The 20,565-nt window shown below is 62.5% G+C and carries 15 protein-coding genes; 11 read left to right on the forward strand and 4 right to left on the reverse strand.

Translation table 11 applies throughout. The annotated features are described in order from the left end of the window. The first annotated feature begins 406 nt into the window (after window positions 1–406). From CO670_RS11920 to CO670_RS11950, 7 genes are all read left to right on the forward strand, one after another. On the forward strand, window positions 407–1,825 hold the full coding sequence (locus CO670_RS11920) for a Xaa-Pro peptidase family protein (protein WP_097590423.1): 1,419 nt from the start codon (window positions 407–409) through the stop codon (window positions 1,823–1,825). A gap of 49 nt (window positions 1,826–1,874) precedes the next feature. Continuing rightward, complete coding sequence (locus CO670_RS11925; protein ID WP_097590424.1) at window positions 1,875–3,104, forward strand: sugar ABC transporter substrate-binding protein; 1,230 nt, start codon at window positions 1,875–1,877, stop codon at window positions 3,102–3,104. Between the two features lie 34 nt (window positions 3,105–3,138). After that, window positions 3,139–4,089 (forward strand): sugar ABC transporter permease, encoded by a 951-nt coding sequence (locus tag CO670_RS11930; RefSeq protein WP_097590425.1) that lies wholly within the window; start codon window positions 3,139–3,141, stop codon window positions 4,087–4,089. Next, on the forward strand, window positions 4,086–4,835 hold the full coding sequence (locus CO670_RS11935; RefSeq protein WP_348628102.1) for a carbohydrate ABC transporter permease: 750 nt from the start codon (window positions 4,086–4,088) through the stop codon (window positions 4,833–4,835). Before CO670_RS11930 ends, CO670_RS11935 begins: the two co-directional genes overlap by 4 nt. Before the next feature lie 91 nt (window positions 4,836–4,926). Further along, the gene (locus CO670_RS11940; RefSeq protein ID WP_097590426.1) at window positions 4,927–6,108 is read left to right on the forward strand and encodes an ABC transporter ATP-binding protein; all 1,182 of its coding nucleotides are present in this window, start codon (window positions 4,927–4,929) and stop codon (window positions 6,106–6,108) included. A gap of 9 nt (window positions 6,109–6,117) precedes the next feature. Continuing rightward, window positions 6,118–7,035, forward strand: a complete 918-nt coding sequence (locus CO670_RS11945) for an ABC transporter substrate-binding protein (protein ID WP_097590427.1) — start codon at window positions 6,118–6,120, stop codon at window positions 7,033–7,035. Beyond that, window positions 7,032–7,748 (forward strand): aspartate/glutamate racemase family protein, encoded by a 717-nt coding sequence (locus CO670_RS11950; protein WP_097590428.1) that lies wholly within the window; start codon window positions 7,032–7,034, stop codon window positions 7,746–7,748. Before CO670_RS11945 ends, CO670_RS11950 begins: the two co-directional genes overlap by 4 nt. Here the strand turns inward: CO670_RS11950 and CO670_RS11955 are convergent. Then, window positions 7,745–8,638 (reverse strand): MurR/RpiR family transcriptional regulator, encoded by an 894-nt coding sequence (locus CO670_RS11955; RefSeq protein WP_245425807.1) that lies wholly within the window; start codon window positions 8,636–8,638, stop codon window positions 7,745–7,747. The two genes, CO670_RS11950 and CO670_RS11955, sit on opposite strands and share 4 nt — an antisense overlap. A 151-nt stretch (window positions 8,639–8,789) precedes the next feature. Further along, window positions 8,790–10,667: a HAMP domain-containing methyl-accepting chemotaxis protein gene (locus CO670_RS11960; RefSeq protein ID WP_097590429.1), complete on the reverse strand. Its 1,878-nt coding sequence runs from the start codon at window positions 10,665–10,667 to the stop codon at window positions 8,790–8,792. Between the two features lie 705 nt (window positions 10,668–11,372). Between CO670_RS11960 and CO670_RS11965 the strand changes: the two genes are divergently transcribed. The 4 genes from CO670_RS11965 to CO670_RS11980 all read left to right on the forward strand — a co-directional run bounded on the left by CO670_RS11965 (window position 11,373) and on the right by CO670_RS11980 (window position 15,232). Further along, window positions 11,373–12,686: a CmpA/NrtA family ABC transporter substrate-binding protein gene (locus tag CO670_RS11965; protein ID WP_097590430.1), complete on the forward strand. Its 1,314-nt coding sequence runs from the start codon at window positions 11,373–11,375 to the stop codon at window positions 12,684–12,686. A gap of 56 nt (window positions 12,687–12,742) precedes the next feature. Next, window positions 12,743–13,636, forward strand: a complete 894-nt coding sequence (gene ntrB, locus CO670_RS11970) for a nitrate ABC transporter permease (protein WP_097590431.1) — start codon at window positions 12,743–12,745, stop codon at window positions 13,634–13,636. Window positions 13,637–13,646: 10 nt separating this feature from the next. Continuing rightward, entirely contained in the window at window positions 13,647–14,444 is a 798-nt protein-coding gene (locus tag CO670_RS11975) for an ABC transporter ATP-binding protein (protein WP_010021888.1), read from the forward strand. 68 nt (window positions 14,445–14,512) lie between these two features. Then, the gene (locus tag CO670_RS11980; protein ID WP_097590432.1) at window positions 14,513–15,232 is read left to right on the forward strand and encodes a 4'-phosphopantetheinyl transferase superfamily protein; all 720 of its coding nucleotides are present in this window, start codon (window positions 14,513–14,515) and stop codon (window positions 15,230–15,232) included. On the opposite strand, the gene CO670_RS11985 is transcribed toward CO670_RS11980, so the two are convergent. Together CO670_RS11985 and CO670_RS11990 are read right to left on the reverse strand one after the other, a co-directional pair. Then, window positions 15,205–16,563 carry a SidA/IucD/PvdA family monooxygenase gene (locus CO670_RS11985; protein WP_097590433.1) on the reverse strand — a complete coding sequence of 453 codons (1,359 nt, stop codon included), beginning with the start codon at window positions 16,561–16,563 and terminating at the stop codon, window positions 15,205–15,207. The genes CO670_RS11980 and CO670_RS11985 overlap by 28 nt on opposite strands. Then, the gene (locus tag CO670_RS11990) at window positions 16,560–20,552 is read right to left on the reverse strand and encodes a non-ribosomal peptide synthetase (RefSeq protein WP_097590434.1); all 3,993 of its coding nucleotides are present in this window, start codon (window positions 20,550–20,552) and stop codon (window positions 16,560–16,562) included. Before CO670_RS11990 ends, CO670_RS11985 begins: the two co-directional genes overlap by 4 nt. Between the last annotated feature and the right edge of the window lie 13 nt (window positions 20,553–20,565).

Below are 20,565 nucleotides of genomic sequence, written 5' to 3' on the forward strand. Positions count from 1 at the left end.
TTCGCCCAAATGTCTCATTGAATATTTTATAGAGTGCTAATCGGCATCTCGCGGCAATCGCGCCGCCATGCTGCGCAGCCGAAGCGCTGCCGCGCAGACCCCAATCCGGCGAAATTCGCGTCCCGATCTTTCGCGGCAGGCTCCGCCCCGGCGCCATCCAGAAAAATCTTGTAAAAAAAATTACGAAGATATTCTGCTTTCCCGTTACACGGCGGAGATCACCGAAACAGGGATATTCAAATCATTTTCGACACTTGTTCAATCTTCATATTACCGGGGCTGAAATAATTATCCCGCTAACGAGTATTTTTCTTACAACGCCTTTCGCGCAGCATTTTCCACATATGAAATATTTATTGCAAAGCGCGGCCGTTGCGCTCTTAATTGAAAAAAAGGAACCACATGAATGCTCACACGGTCCGAACGCGCTCCCGCACCATTGTCGCCTGAAGCCCTTCTCGACGGGTTCCAGCCCAGCTTCGAATTCGAGCCGGTCAATCCGCTGCCGGAGGAAGAATTCGCGGAACGCCTGCGCCATATCCGGCGCGAGGCCACCATGGCCGGCCACGATCTCATCCTCGTCCATGCCGATTCCATCGGCTCCTACCGCGTGTCGAATTCCTATCTGCGCTACATCTGCGACTGGATGCGCGAAGGCGTGCTCGTCATTCCGACGGACGAGGATCTGCCGATGGCGCTGTTCTCCTTCTTCAGCAGTTCCGTCCTGCTGCCGCCGGCCGGCGAACCGGTGCTCGTCGAGGATATCTGGCAGATCGGCACCTGGGGGCGCGAAACCTACAACCGGCCCGGCCGGACCGTCGACCGTGTCGTCGAGGCGGTCGCCGCTCATCTGGAGGGACGGGGATTTGCCTGCAGCCAGATCGGCCTTTTCGGCGATGCCACCTCCTCACCCTATTGGGACGGCCTGAAGACCCGTCTGCCGCGTAGCCGCTTCGTGTCCGATGCCGGCATCATCGAACGGATGCAGCGGCGGCGCAGCAAGCGCGAGCAGGCGATCGTGCGGGCGGCGGCGCAACTGGCCGATATCGGCATCCAGGCCGCCTATCACGTCACCCGTCCCGGCGTGACCGATCACCAGATCTATGCGGCCTTCACCTTTGCCCAGATGGCGCGCGGCGGCGAATGGGGCGATGGCTATCAGATCGGCGTCAACCGCTACGGCACCCATTGCGGCAAGCCCTATGGCCATGTCGTCAGCCCCGGCGACCTCGTCAATCTCTATATTTCGAGCGTCAGCTATCACGGCTACTCCGCGCAGATCGCCCGCATGATCGCCGTTGGCGACATCACCGACCAACAGGAAGAAGTCCTGCAGATGTGCGTCGAAGGCGTCGAGGCGGCGGCGGCGCGTGTGCGCCCGGGCGTCTTGGTCTCCGAAGTCGCCAACGCATCCTTCGAGCCCTATATCCGCCGTGGATACCTGAAATCGGCCGACAGTCGAACGATGCCTTATAACTGGCAATCGAATGAAGACGGATCGCCCCGCCAAGTCCCGCGCAGCTACGTGGCTGACGCCGATTGGGAGCGGCAGGGGCGCAGGCTGATGCATGTCTATCCCGCGACCAGAGGACCGCACAATCCCAATGTCGGCCACTCCGTCTCGATGGCCAAATTCAAGCCCTACAACATCGCCTCCAACAATCATGACCGGCTGGAGGAGGGCATGACCTTCGTCCTGCATTCGCAGTGGCTCGATCCGCTGGTGGCGGGCTGCAATGTCGGGGACTGCTATCTTGTCACCGACGACGGCTGCGAGAATTTGAGCTGCAACACGTCCTTGGCGCCCTACCGCGTCAAGGCCTGACCCAACAACAACGATAAATCGACAAAACAAACAAAAGAGGTGAACGAAAATGAATAGAATTTCCCTGCTCTCCGGCGCCTGCGCCGTCATCATGGCATTGGCTGCGGCAGCACCTGCCACGGCGCAAGACAAGGTGAACCTCGTCGTCTCGAATTCCCAATGGCTCGACGCCCTGCGCGGCGAAGCGCTGTGGAAGGCGGTCAAGAATTATGAAAAAAAGGCACCCAACGTCCAGCTCGAATCCCTCGGCATTCCGTCGAAGGATTATGGCGACCGGCTGATGACCGAGTTCGGCGCCGGCCAAGGGCCCGATGTGGCGATCATCCAGGAAGGCGTCTTCTTCGCGCTCGCCGATGCCGGCCTTCTCGTCGACGTCGGCTCTGCGACCGAAGGTGTCACGCTCAACGCCACAGCGAAGAACGGCATCGTCGACGGCGTGACGCTCGGCGTTCCCTGGCAGCGCGCGGCCTACGCGCTGATCTATAACGGCAAGCTGACCGAAACGGCCGGCGCCGCCGTGCCGAAAACCATCGACGAGCTCATCGCAAGCGCCAAGACCGTACAGGACAAGACGGGCGCCATCGGCTTCACCTCGCGTCACCAGATCAACGACTTCTCCGGCTTCTACATGGATTTCCAGAGCTGGGCCTATGGCTATGGCGTCAACTGGGTGAACGACAAGGGCAAGCTGACGATCAACACGCCCGAAGCGGTCAAGGCCGTCACCGAATTCAAGAAGATGTACGATGCGAAGATCATTCCTGTCGGCGATGATATGCCGACCCAGCGCACACGCTTCAAGGAAGGCCGCGTCGGCTTCAGTATCGACAACTCCGGCGGAACGCTCAACATCGGCTCCGGCGGCACGATCAAAAGCGCCGACATGCATGCGGCGCCCCTGCCCTTCCCCAATCCCGGCGCCCATCAGCAGATCTATGTCGTCGTCAACGCCAACAGCAAGCATCCCGATGAAGCCAAGGACTTCCTGAAATGGCTGATGAGCCCGGAGGGCCAGACCGATTTGCGCAAGGCTTCCGGACCGGACATGCTGGCAACCGACGTGCCGCTGACGGAAGAGTTCGTGGCCGCCAATCCCTGGGCTCCGGTCTTTGCCGACATCGCCCAGAAGTCGCGCTCGGTGCTCATTCCCGGCTACGAGGTCGAGACGACGCAGATCATGCGCCCCGTCATGGAAGCCGTCGAGGAAGTGCTGATCAAGGGCACCGATCCTGCCGCAGCGCTGACAAAGGCTCAGGAAAAAGTCGACGGCATGTTCTGACGAACGAGCCGCTGATCAACAAGGAAAATGGGCCATGACTGACCAAACCCTGCTGGAGCGGCCCCTGGCCGTCCCAGCATACTCCGCCCGAAAATCCACAGCCCGCAGACGGCTGAACGGACTTCTGCCCTATGCCTTCGTCATCCCGCCGGCCCTCTATCTGCTGGTGTTCATGTTCTGGCCGCTCGGCAAGCAGATCTATCTGAGCTTCACCCGCACGCGGCTCGCCAACCCGAACCGCAGCAGCTTCATCGGATTGCGGAATTACGAAAGACTGCTCGACAATCCGGATTTCTACACGACGCTGCAGATCACCCTGATCTATTCCGTCATGGCCGTGGTGATCGGCGTCACCGTCGGCCTCATCGCAGCGCTTGCGCTGAACCGGCCGTTTCCGGGCCGCACCCTGGTGCGCGGCATCCTGCTGTTCGGCTGGGCGGTTCCCAATGTCGCCGCCGCGCTCGTGTGGCTGTGGATCTTCAACGAGCGCTCGGGCATCCTCAACACGATCGTCACCGGTCTCGGCCTCGAACGGATCTCCTGGCTGACCAGCACCGAGATGGCGCTGCCTTCGATTCTTCTCGTCACGGTGTGGCAGGTCGCGCCCTTCGTCATGCTGGTGATGCTGGCTGCCCTTCAATCCGTTCCGGAAGAGGTGAAGGAGGCGGCGGTCGTCGACGGCGCCGACAAGCTCAACGTCTTCAAGTCGGTGACGCTGCCGCACATCCTGCCGACATTGCAGCTCGTTTCCCTGCTCGTCATGGTCTGGTCGATCCGCCGCTTCGACATCATCTACTTGCTGACGGGCGGCGGCCCGGTCGACAGCACCAGCACCCTCATCGTCAAGCTGCGGCAGGTCGCCTTCGAGAACCATGACCTCGGCCTCTCCAGCACCTACGGCGTGGTCGGCCTGGTCTTGGCGCTCTCAGTCGCGGCGATCCATGCGCTCTTCAACCACCGCCGTCAGAAAATGAGTTCGCGATGAGCAATCTCCATCAAATCCCGACCCGCCTGCTGCATATCCTGCTCGTTCTCGCGCTCACGGTTTTCGGCGGCTTCCCGATCTATTGGATGGCGACAACGGCGCTGTCGCTGAATTCCGAACTCTACAACAGCGGCCAGGTGCCGTGGCCGCAGCTAGCCAACCTGCCAGCCATGATCGGCGAACTCTCCCAGTTGCCGCTGATGCGCTGGCTGATGAATACCAGCATCGTTGCTGTCGGAACCACCGTCCTCAGCCTGGTGCTCGGCGCCCTTGCCGGCTACTCCCTCAGCCGCTTCAAGTTCCACGGCAAGAGCATCCTGGGCTTCCTGATGTTCATGACGCAGGTGGTTCCCGAGGCGCTGATCCTCGTGCCGCTCTACGCCATGTTCATCACCTTCGGGCTTCTGAACAGCCTGTTCGGCCTGGTGCTCGCCAATGTCGGCTTCTCGCTGCCGGTGGCCGCCTTCATCATCAAGGGCGCCATCGATGCCGTTCCCTACGAGATCGAGGAATCGGCCGTCATCGACAATTGCCCGCGCATCAGCGTGCTGACGATGATCATCCTGCCGATCATCGCGCCCTCGATGGCGGCAGCCGCAGTGATTTCCTTCTTTGCCGGCTGGAACGAATATCTCTTCGCCGCAACCTTCCTGATGGACAGAGACCTCTGGCCGGCCAGCGTCGGGCTTGCATCCTTCGTCGGCCAGTACGAGACGCCGCTTTCGCGGTCATGGCCGCGGCTTTGATCTTCAGCCTCCCGGCCGTCGTCTTCTTCCTTCTCATTCAACGCAAGATCGTCGCCGGCATCACCGCCGGTGCAGTGAAGGGATAATCCCCATGCCTCAGATCACCATGAAAGGCGTCAGCAAGAATTTCGGCGACGCCACCGTCATTCCCCAGTTCGATGCCTCGATCGATGACGGCGAATTCCTCGTCCTCCTCGGTCCCTCCGGCTGCGGCAAGTCCACCCTCTTGCGCATGATCGCCGGGCTGACCGGCATCACCTCGGGAAGCCTCAGTTTCGACGGCGAGGATGTCAACGACTGGACGCCCAGCCGGCGCGGCGTCGCCTTTGTCTTCCAGTCCTATGCGCTTTATCCGCATATGACGGTGCGCGAAAACATCGCCTTCCCGCTGCTGATGGATGCATTCCGCAAATGGCATCACATACCGCTCGTCAGCAGCGTCATGCGCTGGAAGCTGATGCGCCGCCCCGATATCGTCGAGCGCACCAACCAGATCGCCGAACAGCTGGAACTCGCACCCTTGATGAACCGGCGTCCGGCGAGCCTCTCCGGCGGCCAGCGCCAGCGTGTCGCGCTCGCCCGTTCGCTGGTGCGCGATCCCTCGCTCTATCTTCTGGACGAGCCGCTCTCCAATCTCGATGCCAAGCTGCGCACGCAAATGCGCTCTGAGATATCGACCCTGCATCAGCGCGTGCGCAAAACCTTCGTCTACGTCACCCACGATCAGGTCGAGGCCATGACGATGGCGACGAAGATCATCGTGATGAATCGCGGCGAGATCCAGCAGATCGGCACGCCCGACGAGATCTACGAGCATCCGGCGAACACCTTCGTCGCCCGCTTCGTCGGCGCGCCTCCGATGAACCTTCTCCCCGTCCGGCGGCAGGGGCAGCAATTGACGCTCGAGGCCGGCGCGGCCTTCACGCATCCCGGCGAACTGCCGGCCGAAAAGGAACTGATCCTCGGCCTGCGCCCCGAGCGGCTGAGGCTTCAATCGGCGGAACAGCCCGGCATTCCCGTCGAGGTGAGCCTTGTGGAAAAACTCGGCGCCGAAGTCATCCTCGGATGCCGTATCGTCCATCCCGGCGACAGGCAATCCGGCGCGCTCCTGCGGCAGGATCTGGTCTTCGTGCGTATCTCGGGCAATCCGCATATCGCGATCGGCACGCGGGCTTCGCTCGGATACGACGCGGCTGACGTCAACTGGTATTCGCCACAGACCGGCAAGGCGCTGCATTCGGCTCCTGCTCCACTCCTCTCCTGCAGCGCCTGAGGAGCCGATATGTTCGATTTTCATGTCGCCGCGACCGGCCACAGCCTGAACTATCTTCCGCATTATGTCGCCGTGCGGCAGGGCTTCTTCGAGGCGGAGGGCCTGCGCGTCACCGTCAGCGTGCCGCGTCCCTGGGATCTGGTGCTGGAAGAGCTTCGCCGGGGAACCGCCCAGGCTGCGCTCGGCGGCATCTGGGTGCCGTCCATGTATCTTGGCCGCGGCACGCGTTTCACTCCCTTCGCCCAGATCGCGGCCCGCGCGCCGCTCGCCATCGTCGGCCGGGAAAAACAGGAGGAATTCCGCTGGGAGACGCTGCCCGGCAAGGTCGTCCTGATGAAGGGCAGCAACGGCGCCAGCGTCGGGCTCTTTTTCAAACTGTGCCTGCGCGAGCATGGCATCGACCCCGGCAAGCTCGGCTATATCCAGGATCTCGACGGCGCCATGCTCTCGGAACTTTTCCACGGCGGCATGGGCGATTATCTGATCGTCGATTACCCGAATGCGCTGCGGATGGAGGCGGAAGCCCGCGGTCATGTCGTGCAGCCGCTTCCCGTCACCGGAGGCAATGTGCCGTGGAGCGTCTATTATGCGCTCGGCGAGAACGACCCTGAGCGGCAGGAAATCCAGACGCGTTTTGCCCTCGCCCTCAATCGGGGCATGGAATGGATCTTGGCGCGGAATCCGGAGACCTACGCCGATTTTCTCGCCGAGACCTTCCCCAGCCTGCCCTTGAACATCGTCCTGTCCGCGGCGCGGACCTATATCGCGCACGGCATGTGGACGACGCCGAGGATCGATGCGGATGGCTATCGCCGCTGGCAGCAGGGTATTACGGCCGGTCATCTCACCACGGCTCCAATTCCCTATGAGCAACTGATCGATTCCGTTCCGACCCGGCAATGGCAAGGGGCTGAAGAAATCGCATGAAAATAGCCGTCATCAATCCGAACACGACGGTCGAGATGACCCGGGCGATCGGCGTCGCCGCGGCGCGATCGGCCGCACCCACGACCGAACTCCTGATCCGCCAGTCGAACCATGGCCCTTCGGCGATCGAAGGCCCGTTCGACGGCGCGGTCTGCCTGCCCGGACTGCTCCAGGCCATTCAGCAGGCCGAGGCCGAGGGCGCACGAGCCCATGTGATCGCCTGTTTCGACGACACCGGGCTAGACGCGGCGCGCGCCCTGTCGCATTGCCCGGTCATCGGCGTCGGCGAGGCGGCGCTCCATGTCGCAAGCCTCGTCGCCCAGGAATTCTGCGTCGTCACCACGCTTTCCCGATCGGTGCCGACGCTGAAGATGAACATTCTGCGCTACGGATTCGAACGGCGCTGCCCGCAGGTTCTGGCCAGCGACATTCCCGTGCTCGATCTGCACCGGCCGGAAAGCGGAGCGCGTGAGAAGATCTCCGGCCTCATCGTGCGGGCAATGGAAAACGGCGCCGAGGCTGCGGTTCTCGGCTGCGCCGGCATGGCGGATCTGGCCGCGTCATTGCAGCAGGAACTCGGCATTCCCGTCATCAACGGTATCGATGCCGCCGTCCGCCTGGCGGAAATGTTGGCGGCATCGGGGCTTGCTCCCTCGAAGCGCCGCGGCTGGGCCTTTCCATCGCGCGCCGGCGATTTCCTGCGAGTAGATTAGCCTTTCGGCCGCGCCGTTTCCCGCTTCGGTGTAGCAACGTCGTCGATCAGCTCGACCATCCGGTCGATCCTGCGGAAGCGTTCGACGCTGAGCTCACCGAGCCGCGCCGCGACGGTCCAGGAGATATAGTCGATCATCGTCGCAGCCGCGGTGAAGGAGTTGAACGCCGCCAGCGAATGGCAGCGGCATCGGATGACATGGTCGGCGGCCTTGGCGCTTTCGGCGGCGCTGATATCGGTGATCAGAACCGCGATCGCGCCGGTGGTGCGGATCTCGTTCAGAAGCAGCGGAAGCTTGCGCGGCCGGCGGCGGAAGGCGAAGCAGATCACCAGATCGCCCTCGCGAATGCCCGACAATTCATGCGCCATCGAAGTGCCGGTCGCCGGCAGCACCCGCACGTCGTTCTTGATCAGGCCGAGATAATGCGCGGCATAATGCGCTAGGCCGAAGCCGTTGCGCATGCCGACGACGAAGATGCGCTCGGCTTCGATGCAGGCGGTGCAGATCGCATCCAGCGTCTCCGGCGGCGTCCCGTCGGCGGTCGCGCGGATGTTGTCGATATTGGTCTGCACCACCGCGGCCAAAGTCGGCACCTCAGCCGCATGCTCAGCGGTATCGATCGCGCCGCCCTGCGGCGATCCCCAATGGATCGCCTCGCGGATCTGGCGCTTGGCGGCGGGATAGGAGGAATAGCCGAGGGTGCGAATGAGCCTGGCCGCCGTCGCCGTCGAAACGCCCGCCTTGCGAGCAAGCTCGCCCGCCGTATAGAGGGCAAGATCCATCTGATGCTCGAGCATCACATCCGCCAGCCGGCGCTCCGATGGAGAAAGGCCGGCATAGACGGAATAAATTCTGGATTCCAACGACCTCGTCGGCTGCGTGTTCTGCACGTCGATATCCCGCTGGGAAAACAAGATTGCCGGCCTCGATCAATAAACCTGCCAGTCATCTCTATCTTATGTTTCTCAGGGCTAGGTCAAGGATGGCTGTGCGCCGGCCGTGAGATCTAAGTCTTCTGACGAGATCGGCGACGGCCGCAGTTCACCTTTGCATCGCCGGCCGCAGAGCGACCACCTGCGACGGCATGCGGCTCTCCAACGACCGTGTATTGTTCCGCGTGCTCGCTTGGCCCCTGTCATCATCCAATTGGAACTGATTGACCAGCTCCCGCAGACGGCTTGCCTCGGAGGCTAACGAAGAGGCGGCGGCCGTCGACTGCTCGACCATCGCCGCATTTTGCTGGGTTGCCTGATCCATATGATTGATGGCTGTGTTGATCTCGGAAAGTCCGGTAGCCTGCTCGCGCGCCGAAGTGGCAATCGCATCCATGGCTCGGTTGATGTGTGCGACGTGCTCGCCGATCGACTTGAGTGACGTCCCGGTTTCGAGAACCAGTCTGACCCCGTGTTCGACTTCGGTCGATGATTTCTGAATGAGGCCCTTGATTTCCTTGGCCGCCTGCGCGGCTCGCTGAGCGAGTTCACGAACTTCCTGCGCGACCACCGCGAAACCCTTTCCTGCCTCGCCCGCACGCGCCGCCTCGACACCGGCGTTGAGCGCCAGGAGGTTCGTCTGGAAGGCAATTTCGTCGATGACGCCGATGATGTTGGAAATCTGCTGTGAACTGTCCTCGATGCGTCGCATGGCCTGCTCCGCCTCCGACACGACGGCGGCCGACCGCTGGGCGCTGACATTGGCTTCGACAGAGATATTACGCGCTTCCTCGGTGCGTTTCGTCGCCATCGCGACATTCGAGGTAATCTCATCCAATGCGGCTGCGGTCTCCTCGAGCGAAGCGGCCTGTTGTTCCGTGCGCTTCGACAGGTCCTGGGCGCCGGATGCTATTTCACCGGTTCCATTGTCTATGCTGTGTACCGTCTGGAGCACCGCGCCGATCGTCGCGCCCAATTGCCGCAGCGAAATATTGAAATCGTCGCGCAATGCTTCGTAGTCAGGGGCAAATCGCTCCGAAAGCTGGAAGGATATATCGCCCGCGGCAAGGCGCCGGAGACCTCCGCCCAAGGTCGTGGTCGCAAAGCGCAACTGCTCGGCTTCGCGTTCGGCACGCTGCTGGGCTACAGCGCGCGCCGCCTCGCTCTCACTGCGGGATTCGGCAGCTTCCTTCTCAAGCCTGACAACGTTGAGAGCATTCTGACGAAACACTTCAACCGCGCCGGCCATTTCGCCGATTTCGTCGGCGCGGCCGGCATAAGGAATATCGCTGCCGAGATCGCCAGCCGACAACCGCTTCATGGCGGACGCCGTATTGCGGATCGGATTGGCAATGCCGGAAATCGCAAATACGATACCTGCGATGGCCACGAGCAAGGCCAGCGAGGCGATCGCAGCGGTCAGCATGAAAGCGGATTCTGCGGAAGCATCACTTGCCGCCACGAAGCCTTCGGTCTGACTGAGAATGAATGCCACCAGATCCGCTACCCCATTGTTCACCAAGTCGGCCTGCGGCTCCATCTTCTCCTTGAAAAGCTGGACTGCCTCGGCTGTCTTGCCGCCATCTTCGAGCGCGATCATTTGCTCCGCCAACGCGCGATATTTGTCGAGTTCGGGCTTTATCTGATTGATCAGCTGGCGCCCGCGCTCCGTGCGCACGCCTTTCTCGTATTCGCCGACAACCGTCTCGAGCCCAGTGGCAGCAGCAGCGATAGCCTGCTTTTCGGTGTTGTCGATCTCCGCGGCGTCTTCGAGCAAATATCGGGCGTGCGCAAGTTTCAGATCCAGAAAGTTGGCTTTGATCTCACGCGCCGTCACCAGCCGATGCACCCAGAAGGTGCCGACCTGTTCAGCATTTGCGCGAAGCGAGGAAATGGTGTCCAGCGAGACGTAAGACAGACCAAGTATGAACATGCTGATGATGGACAGCTTTAGGATGAGAGCTTGCTTGATACTCGGGCGCTTCATGCGGGTCTCCTCAAAGAAACTTGGGACGGTCGCTGCCGGTTAATGCGAAATCTCCCATCGGATTCGATAATTTAGTATTAACTAAACAACGATGTTTGTTCGGTTTTCGGAATCTTTAGCCGGCGCGATTACTTCCGCGATCAATCCGAAGCCCGCTCCACTCAAAGTTACTGGAAAATATAGGGAATTGCGACTTTTCCGGGCGGGGCGACCAGAGCGGCGGACGCCTTTGGTCTCGCGTTGCGTCGCGATTCGTCAGACCGGAAGCGTTAAATGCAGGTGCTCCGTTTTGATGCCCTCAGTGGATGAACGCGAGCCTGTAGCCTCGCAGTCGCTCGAAGCGCCAATTCGCTTGGTCGAGTTATGTGCACTGCACAAATATGGCGCTCAGCAGCTGCGTTTCGCATTCGCAATCGCACAAATCGTGACCACATTCTTTATGTGCACAACAAATAATCATTGCTGAAATTTCCGATTTTCTTGTTTTGCTTCCTACAGTTACTCGCCTTCTTTGGAGTTGGCATGCCGATTGCCTCTTCCTAGGCGCACCGGTCAACGGCGACCGGCGCGGATGGGCGCGGCATAAGCGTCCGCATGAGACAATGGCGTCGCAAGGTCTTTGCTGTCGGGAAACTCCCATCCCGCGAGCAATGTCCGGCGGCGTTTTTTTGCGTGCGAATTCACCAAGCAGAGGGGAACCTGCAGATGAAAAAGATTTCGACGACTGGGATTTCGACAACCGGCATCACCCGCCGCAGCATGCTCAAGACGACGGCCGCGGCCGCCCTCATCGGCGCGGTCAAGACCGCCTTTCCCTCCGGCGCCTTCGCAGCCGGAGCCGGCCCTGAAGTGAAGGGCGTCAAGCTCGGCTTCATCGCTCTCACCGATTCCGCGCCGCTCATCATCGCCAAGGAGAAAGGCTTTTTCGACAAGCACGGCCTGCCGGAAACGGATGTGGCCAAGCAGGCCTCCTGGGGCGCGACGCGCGACAATCTGGTGCTCGGCGGCGCGGCCAACGGCATCGATGGCGCGCACATTCTTTCGCCGCTGCCCTACCTCATGCAGACGGGCAAGGTGACGCAGAACAACAAGCCGGTGCCGATGGCGATCCTCGCCCGGCTCAATCTCGACAGCCAGGGCATTTCCGTCGCCAAGGAATATGCCGAAACCGGCGTGCAGCTCGATGCTTCCAAGCTGAAGGCCGCCTTCGAGAAGAAGAAGGCGGAGGGCAAGGAGATCAAGGCCGCCATGACCTTCCCCGGCGGCACCCACGACCTCTGGATCCGTTACTGGCTCGCCGCCGGCGGCATCGATCCGAACAAGGACGTTTCCACCATCGTCGTACCGCCGCCGCAGATGGTCGCCAACATGAAGGTCGGAAACATGGATGTCTTCTGTGTCGGCGAGCCGTGGAACGAGCAGCTCGTCAACCAGGGCATCGGCTTTACCGCGGCGACCACCGGCGAGCTCTGGAAGGGGCATCCCGAAAAGGCGCTCGGCCTGCGCGCCGACTGGATCGAGAAGAATCCGAACGCCGCCAAGGCCCTGCTGATGGCCGTCATGGAAGCGCAGCAATGGTGCGAAAGCATGGATAACAAGGCCGAGATGGCCGAGATCCTCGGCAAGCGCCAATGGTTCAACGTTCCGACCAAGGACGTGCTCGGCCGCCTCAGGGGCGACATCAACTACGGCAACGGCCGCGAGGCCAAGGCCACCGACCTCTATATGAAATTCTGGAAGGACGGCGCCTCCTATCCGTTCAAGAGCCACGACACCTGGTTCATGACGGAGAATGTCCGCTGGGGAAATCTGCCCGGTACAACCGACATCAAGGCGCTGGTCGACCAGGTGAACCGCGAGGATATCTGGCGCGAGGCCGCCAAGGATCTGGGCGTCGCCGCGGCCGACATTCCCGCATCCTCGTCGCGCGGCAAGGAGACCTTCTTCGATGGCAAGGTCTTCGATCCTGAAAATCCTTCCGCCTATCTCGACAGCCTGTCGATCAAGGCCCTCTCCTGATCCCGCCTCCGGCGCGCGCGGCGCGCCGGCCTTCCATTCCCGTGAGGAGCGCGCTGATGTCCGCCCTGGCAAATAAAGAAACTCCCTCGATAGTCGCCCCTGCCAAGCCGGCGGCGAAGGTGCTGTCATTCTCCGGCAAGCAAGGCTCGCGGATCGATCTTCGCCGTGCGGCGCTGACCGCACTTCAAAATATCGTTCCGCCGGCCGTCGTGCTGGCGCTCGTCCTCCTCCTCTGGCAGGCGCTCTGTTCATCGGCGGACGCCTCCCTGCCTTCGCCGCACCAGGTCTGGCAGGATAGCTACGACCTCATCGCCTATCCGTTCTTCAACTACGGCTCCCAGGATATCGGCCTCGGCTGGCGCGTGCTGGTTTCGCTGCAGCGCGTCGCCTATGGCTTCGGTCTTGCCGCCGTCGCCGGCGTCATCGTCGGGGCGATCATCGGCCAGTCGGTCTGGGCGATGCGCGGCCTCGATCCGATCTTCCAGGTGCTGCGCACGGTGCCGCCGCTCGCCTGGCTGCCGCTGTCGCTCGCCGCCTTCCAGGATTCCAACCCTTCGGCGATCTTCGTCATCTTCATCACCTCGATCTGGCCTGTCATCATCAACACCGCCGTCGGCGTCCGCAATATTCCGCAGGATTATCGCAACGTCGCCGAGGTGCTGCGGCTCAACCAGTTCGAGTTTTTCTGGAAGATCATGCTGCCATCGGCAGCCCCTTACATCTTCACCGGCCTCAGGATCGGCGTCGGGCTTTCCTGGCTCGCCATCGTCGCGGCCGAAATGCTGACCGGCGGCGTCGGTATCGGCTTCTTCATCTGGGACGCATGGAACTCCTCGCGCCTTCCCGACATCATCGTCGCGCTCGCCTATATCGGCATCGTCGGTTTCGCTCTCGACAAGCTGGTGGCCGCGCTCGGCAAACTCGTCACCCGCGGCGCCATGGCCAACTGAGGACCGTACGATGAACGCCTATCTCAAGCTCGATCATATCGACAAGCATTTCGATCGCGGCGGCGTGCGCGCCGAAGTCCTGAAGGATATCAACCTGACGATATCCGAGGGCGAATTCGTCTCGATCATCGGCCATTCCGGCTGCGGCAAGTCCACCCTGCTCAATCTCATCGCCGGCCTGACGCCGGTTTCTTCAGGAGCCGTGCTCCTGGAAAATCGCGAGGTCAACGAGCCAGGCCCGGAACGCGCCGTCGTCTTTCAGAACCATTCGCTGCTGCCGTGGCTGACGGTCTATGAGAATGTGAATCTCGCCGTCTCCAAGGTCTTCAGCCGAACGAAGACCAAGGCCGAGCGGCATGACTGGGTCATGGCCAATCTCGACCTCGTGCAGATGGCGCATGCCAGGGACAAGCGGCCCGCGGAAATCTCAGGCGGCATGAAGCAGCGCGTCGGCATTGCCCGCGCGCTTGCCATGGAGCCGAAGATCCTGCTGCTCGATGAGCCCTTCGGCGCGCTCGACGCGCTGACCCGCGCCCATCTTCAGGATGCGGTGATGGAAATCCACGCCCGGCTTGGCAACACGATGGTGATGATCACCCATGATGTCGACGAAGCGGTGCTGCTCTCCGACCGCATCGTGATGATGACCAACGGCCCGGCGGCCCGCATCGGCGAAGTGCTCGACGTCACCATGCCGCGCCCCCGCAACCGCATCGAACTCGCCTCCGACCGGACATATCTCAAATGCCGTGAAGCCGTGTTGAAGTTCCTCTACGAACGCCACCGCTTCATCGAAGCCGCGGAATAGACCGCGGCGATTGCGGACATAACCCGCTGCCCGATTGCCAATCGGGCAGCGGTACGCATACTGGCCTGATGCAGCAATCAGACAATCAACCGGCCGCCATCGATGTCGTGCTTTGGCAATATCCGAAGAACGGGAGCGATGGAGAGCGCTGGATGCGGTCGCTTTCCTCAAATGAGCGGGAGCGCGCCGCGACCTATCGCTTCGAACGCGACCGGACCTTGTTCATCGCCGGCCGCTATCTGCTGCGGCAACTGCTGAGCGCGCATACCGAAACGCAGCCTGACAAGGTCGTGTTGCTGGCGGATGCGTACGGCAAGCTGACGGTCGAGGGCCGCGACAGGCTGCAGTTCAGTCTTTCCAATGCCGACGGGCTGGTGGCGGTCGCCGTCACTTCGGACTGTGAGCGCGTCGGGATCGACTGCGAACGCGCCGACGCCGAAATCGAGGCGGCGGCGCTGGAGAGCTATTGCAGCCTGGACGAACGGCGCTGGCTCGATCAAATGCCTGCGGGCGAACGGCCGCGTGCGGCCGTTGCCGTTTGGACACTCAAGGAGAGCCATCTCAAGGCGCTCGGGGTGGGCTTGCGCGGGGATGCCCGCAGCGTCGCCTTTTCCTGGCAGGACGGCATTCCTGTCCTGGTTCACAGCGGCGAACCCGACCGGCAATGGCATCACCGTCTGCTCGAAAGCGGCAGCCAGCACGTCGTCGCGCTGGCCGTCCGCTGCCAATCCGGCGATCCTGGTATTCATCTCCGGATGTTTCAGGACGAGAGCAGGCCATCCGAATAGCCGGCCCGCAGCTGATGCGGCATGGCGGAAGCTGCCTCCGTCGCCCAGACCAGCTGCGCATTGTCGGGCTCGGCATCGAAATGCTGCCGGCCGAGAAGCGTGTTGACGATGGCGGCGCTGCGCCAGGCCATCAGGCTGAGCTGAGAATCGGCGATGCCATGCGAGTATCGGCCGGCATTCTGCGCAAACAGCCGGTTGGTCCGCGGACCTGTCCACTGCATCGTGTAATCGTCGTTCAAGGTGGGATAGCCGTTTCTGTCGAGGCTGATCCTTTCGCTGAGCGATCCGAGCGCATCCGGCAAACGGAACCTGTAGCCGGTTGCCAGCACCACTGCATCGGCATGCAGCACCTCGATCCCGCCGTCGAAGTGGTTGCGGACGATCAGCCGATAGGCATTGCCGTTCCGCTCCATCTGGATCACGTCGCGGTTCGGCGACAGGGATGCGTTCAGCGTGCCCGGCTCGAGATAACGCAGCGCATAGAGGCGGCGATAGATCGAATGGATCGTCGAAATCGACAGGCCGTCACTCGTCAGGATCGAGTTCTTCAGCGCCGCCTGCTTCTGCTCGCCGCTGAGCTTCAGGTAGGCCTGCACATATTCCGGAGAAAAGACCTGGTTCGAAAACGGCGTGTCGTTGATCGGCTCGAAATTGTGGCGCCGGCTGATCCAGGTCAGTTCCCTCATCGAACCGGGATCGCCAAGCAGCGCTTCCACCACCTCGCCGCCGCTCTGGCCGCCGCCGACCACGACGATGCGGGAAGCGCCGAGATCGCCGAGGCGCGTTTTGGCCTCGCTGTTATGGAAGCAATCCGCGCCGAGGAAGGGTTTCGCCCAATCGGGCACGAAGGGCGAAGACCCGGTGCCGATCACCAGGTTGCGCGCTTCCTCCTGGCCGTTGTCGAAGCGCAGGACGAAGCGGTCGTCGCGGTGCTCGACGTCACGAATCTCGCTCGAAAAACGCAAGCCCTCCACGCCCTTGGCGACCCAGGCGAGGTAACGCGCGAATTCCTGCCGGGGGACGGCCTCGTAATTGGCGTTCAGGAAGGCGTAGAGCCTTTTATGGGCGACCAGATAGGAGATGAAGGACCAGCGGCTGGTCGGCAGGACCGGGGTGACGAGATCCTTCAGGAAGGACGACTGCAGCTCGACGCCGGGCATCATCATGCCGGGATGCCAGTCGAAGGCGCCGCGCCGCTCGAAGAAGCGGCTGCGGACCTCGGGCACGGATTCCAGCAGGCAGGCAAGGCTCAGATTGGAGGGACCGATGCCGATGCCGGCAAGATCGAGCGGCTCGTTCAGGGCATCCCTGCGGGTAAAAGCGACGGTCATGCGTTATCCTTCTCTGTTTCCTTGAGACGCAGGGCAAGCCTTGAGTGGAAGGCGGGCGACCCGATCATGTGCAGATGGTTGGTGCCGGTGATGATTTCGGCCGCGCGCGCCCGCGGCGACAGGCGGCGCCAATCGATCAGGTTGAGGCCGCGATTGAGGCTGTCGTCGGCCGCCCAGGGATAGATCGGCACATCGTGGGGAACGAGCCGATGCTTGCGGAAGATCAGGGCGTTGTCGATCAGCACCCAGAACGTATGCTCGCGGCTGCTGATGTCAGGCCCGTCGGTCGGAAGCGGATCCTTCTCGTCGCCGACGAAGCGCAGGAACTGCTCGTAGGTATCTGCGTCCATCGTCGAAAGCAGCCGGTCCCATTCCGGGCGCATCGCCGTCTTTTGCAGCCATGCCTGCACGTCGCGATGCAGCACGTCGCGCTCGCCGGGGCGGAAGCGCGGCTTGGCGCCGATCGCGAATTCCGAGCCGAGATCGCACACGTCGACCATCGCCATCATCCTGACATCGACTTCGTTGCCGAGGGTGCGGGCAGCCTCGTAGGCGAGAAGCCCACCCCAGGACCAGCCGAGGAAATAGCAGGGCGCGCCTCCGCTATGCGTCCTGATGTAATCGACATAGCTCTCGATGATCTCTTCGATCGGCGCGCCGACTTCCTTCTTTTCGGAGAGCGAATGGCAAATGAAGCCGGTCGCCGGCTGGTCGGCGCCGAGATAATCGACGAGCTTCACATATTCGCGGGTGCTGACGAGAAGCCCCGGGAAGCAATAGAGCCGCGGCTTGGCGCCGGAGGCGCGCAGCACGATCACCTCGGAGAGATCGCGCTCCTCCCCCTGCTCCATCACGCCGGCAAAGGCGCGGATGGTCGGGTTGTTGAAGATATCGGCGACGGTCAGCGGAACCTTCGGCCGGCGCTGCCTGAGCTGCGTGAGGATGCGGATCGCGCCCAGCGAATTGCCGCCGATGGCGAAGAAATTATCCTCGACGCTGATCGCTTCCAGCTTGAGAACCTGGCGCCAGACATCCAGCACCTCCTCTTCCAGCGCGGTCGCCGGCTCGACGATGGCGCGTTTGACCTGCTGGGGTGCGGGCAGCGCGAAGCGGTCGAGCTTGCTGTTCGGATTGGTCGGCATCTTCTCCAGTTCGACGACAGCGGCCGGCACCATATAGGAGGGCAGGCTGCGTTCGAGGCCGGATCGAACAGTCTCGACATCGAGCCTCTCGTCCTTCTTCGGAACGACATAGGCGACCAGCGCCTTTTCGCCGCCGGCATCGTCATCGCGCAGCACGACCAGGGCCTCGCCGACGCCGGGCTGCTGGAGCAGCGCGGCTTCGATCTCACCGAGCTCGATGCGGTATCCACGCAGCTTCACCTGATGGTCGACGCGGCCGACGAATTCGACGGTTCCGTCCTCGCGCCAGCGCGTCAGATCACCGGAGCAATAGAGCCGGCCGCCTTCCTTCGAGAACGGGTCGGGGATGAAGCGGTCGGCGGTCGTATCTGCTTTGCCGAGATAGCCGCGCGCGATGCCCTCGCCGCCGATATAGAGTTCGCCGGTCACGCCGATCGGGCACAGGTTCAGGTCGGGATCGAGCACATAGACGCGCCGCAGCCCAACCGCGCGGCCGAGAGGCGCATAGACGCCCTGGAACTTGGTGCCGGCCCTCACCTTCCAGACCATCGGCGTCATGATGGTTTCCGTGGGACCGTAGCCGTTGATAAGCCATTCCGATTTCAGCGCCCGCGACAGGAGGTCGAAGGTCGATTGCGCCAGCCCCTCGCCGCCGAAGGAATAGAGGCGCATCGGCGGCGCGCCGTCGGTAATGTCGGCCCATTCCGCCAGCTGCTGCAGATAGGTTGTCGGAATGCTCGCATTGTTGGCGCCATGCTTGCGCATCGCCGTCAGCGTCTCTTCCGGTGTCCAGAGCGGCTGGTCGGGAAGAATGATGCTGCCGCCTTCCATCAGCGGGTTCATCCAGCGCTCATGGCCGCCGTCCGAACTGAAAGGCAGGAAGGGAAGCTCGCGGGATTCCGAGCTCATGCCATAGACGCGCGAGGTATTCTGCAGATGGTGGGTCAGCGGCCCGTGCTCGACGGCGACGCCCTTCGGCAATCCCGTCGAGCCCGAGGTGTACATGACATAGGCGAGCTGGTCCTTGTGCGTGGGAACATAGAGCGGCGTATCCAGCTCGCCGTCGAGATCGAGCTTGTCGAGCTCGAGGACGGTCGCGTCGAGCTCTTCCGGCAGGCGGTGGCGCAGCCAGCTATGGGTGAGCACGATCTTGACGCCGCCATCGCGCAGGATGTGGTGGTTGCGCACCGGCGGATGGTCGGGCTCGACCGGAATATAGGCGCCGCCGGCCTTCAGGGTCGCGAGGATACCGACGATCGCTTCCGGCGAGCGCTTGATGAAGATGGCGACCGTCACTTCGGCGCGAACGCCGAGCTGCCGCAGCCGATGGCCGAGGCGGTTGGTGCTCGCCTCCAGCCAGCCATGGCTCCACTCCTCGTCGCCATAGACGATCGCTGTTTTGTCGGGCGTGCGGCGCGAATGGGCCGAAATCAGCTCGTGCACCGGCCGGTCGTCATTGACGACGTCATCCTCATAGGGCGCCGACAGCCAGTCGAGCTCATCGCTGCCCATGAGCTCGATATCCTTGATCCTGAGATCCGGCTTCGCGATGATCTGCTCCAGCACCAGGCTGAAATGCCGGGCGACACGGGCGATCAGGGCACCGTCATAGAGATCCTGGGCATAATCGATCAGCCCGTATGCGGCGCCATCGGCACGCGCCTCGATCACCAGGGAAAGCTCGCTGTCGGCGCGTGCGCCCGAGGGTTCCAGGTTCGTCGCCAGCCTGGCGACGGGATAAGGCTCGCGGAATTCGAACAAGGCCTTGACCACGGCCTCCTGGGCGGCTGCCTCGTCGACGACCAGTTCCTGCGTGATGCGCTCCAGCGGCACGAGGCGGGCAAGCCCCTCCTCCGTCACCGACGAGATCGCCGCGACGACGTCGTCGAGCGAGTGCCTGGAGGTCAGCGAAAGCACGAGGGGAAGAACCTGTTCGGCGCGGCCGCGGCTGGCGAAATGCTCGGTGCGGGGCCGCGCGACGAGCAGGCCGGTCAGCAGGGCATAGTTGCCGCTGTAGCGCGCCAGCAGAGCGCAGAAGGCGGCGTGAAGCACGCGCTCGATCTGAACGCCCTTGCCTCTCGCATGCCGTTCGAGTTTGCTCCAGAGGTCGGGCTCGATCGAAAACCGATGCTCGGCGCGCGCCACGCCTGCCAGGCCGCCGCTGTTGAAGCGGGTGGGGAAGGTCGAGGCCGCATAGTCGAGACCGATCGCATCGCGCCAATAGGCAAGCGCTTGCCGCGCCTCGTCCGTCTCCAGCCAATCGGCCTCCCGCGTTCCGGCCGAGATTTCCACCGGCTGCACGTCGCCGGCGGGTTCGCCATCGAGAATGCGCGCCAGCGACCTCGCCAGGACGGATTTTTCGCGGTCGTCGCAGATGATCGGATGCAGCACGATCGTCAGCAGCGATTGCCCCTCGGCAAGCCGGATGATCTGGATGCGCGCACCGGGCCCCTCCAGGAGATCGAAGCGCTTGTCGCGGAAGGCTTTCCGTGCGGCCAAGGCATCCGGCTCGGAAAGAGCCGCGCCGTCCGTGCCGAGGATTTCGACCGGCACTGCGCTCGATGCGCCGCGATACTGCTCGATCCGGCCGCCCGCCAGCCGGCGGAAACGGGAGGCGAGCGACGGGTTTTGCGCCACGAGCGCCCGGCAGGCGCCTTCAATCGTCTCGACGTCGATCGCGGCGCTCAGCCTCAGCCCGATGACCTGGTCGGGAAAGACGGTGTAATTGCCGATCTGCTCCAGCGACCAGATGCGCTTCTGCGCGATGGTCAGCGGAAAACTCTCGAAGACGGCGTCCACTGCGTCGGTCGGGCGGGCATCGGCGAAATTGGTGATCTGCTTGTTCATCTTGCCATCCAGA

The sequence above is a fragment of the Rhizobium sp. J15 genome (assembly GCF_002531825.1).
Lineage (GTDB): Bacteria > Pseudomonadota > Alphaproteobacteria > Rhizobiales > Rhizobiaceae > Rhizobium.

Excerpts from the sequence above, each read along its gene's own strand:
- ntrB (WP_097590431.1), top strand. The coding sequence starts at position 12,743 with ATGTCCGCCCTGGCAAATAAAGAAACTCCCTCGATAGTCGCCCCTGCC.
- CO670_RS11980 (WP_097590432.1), top strand. The coding sequence starts at position 14,513 with ATGCAGCAATCAGACAATCAACCGGCCGCCATCGATGTCGTGCTTTGG.
- CO670_RS11990 (WP_097590434.1), bottom strand. The coding sequence starts at position 20,552 with ATGAACAAGCAGATCACCAATTTCGCCGATGCCCGCCCGACCGACGCA.
- CO670_RS11925 (WP_097590424.1), top strand. The coding sequence starts at position 1,875 with ATGAATAGAATTTCCCTGCTCTCCGGCGCCTGCGCCGTCATCATGGCA.
- CO670_RS11965 (WP_097590430.1), top strand. The coding sequence starts at position 11,373 with ATGAAAAAGATTTCGACGACTGGGATTTCGACAACCGGCATCACCCGC.
- CO670_RS11930 (WP_097590425.1), top strand. The coding sequence starts at position 3,139 with ATGACTGACCAAACCCTGCTGGAGCGGCCCCTGGCCGTCCCAGCATAC.
- CO670_RS11975 (WP_010021888.1), top strand. The coding sequence starts at position 13,647 with ATGAACGCCTATCTCAAGCTCGATCATATCGACAAGCATTTCGATCGC.
- CO670_RS11985 (WP_097590433.1), bottom strand. The coding sequence starts at position 16,563 with ATGACCGTCGCTTTTACCCGCAGGGATGCCCTGAACGAGCCGCTCGAT.
- CO670_RS11945 (WP_097590427.1), top strand. The coding sequence starts at position 6,118 with ATGTTCGATTTTCATGTCGCCGCGACCGGCCACAGCCTGAACTATCTT.
- CO670_RS11940 (WP_097590426.1), top strand. The coding sequence starts at position 4,927 with ATGCCTCAGATCACCATGAAAGGCGTCAGCAAGAATTTCGGCGACGCC.
- CO670_RS11920 (WP_097590423.1), top strand. The coding sequence starts at position 407 with ATGCTCACACGGTCCGAACGCGCTCCCGCACCATTGTCGCCTGAAGCC.
- CO670_RS11960 (WP_097590429.1), bottom strand. The coding sequence starts at position 10,667 with ATGAAGCGCCCGAGTATCAAGCAAGCTCTCATCCTAAAGCTGTCCATC.
- CO670_RS11950 (WP_097590428.1), top strand. The coding sequence starts at position 7,032 with ATGAAAATAGCCGTCATCAATCCGAACACGACGGTCGAGATGACCCGG.
- CO670_RS11935 (WP_348628102.1), top strand. The coding sequence starts at position 4,086 with ATGAGCAATCTCCATCAAATCCCGACCCGCCTGCTGCATATCCTGCTC.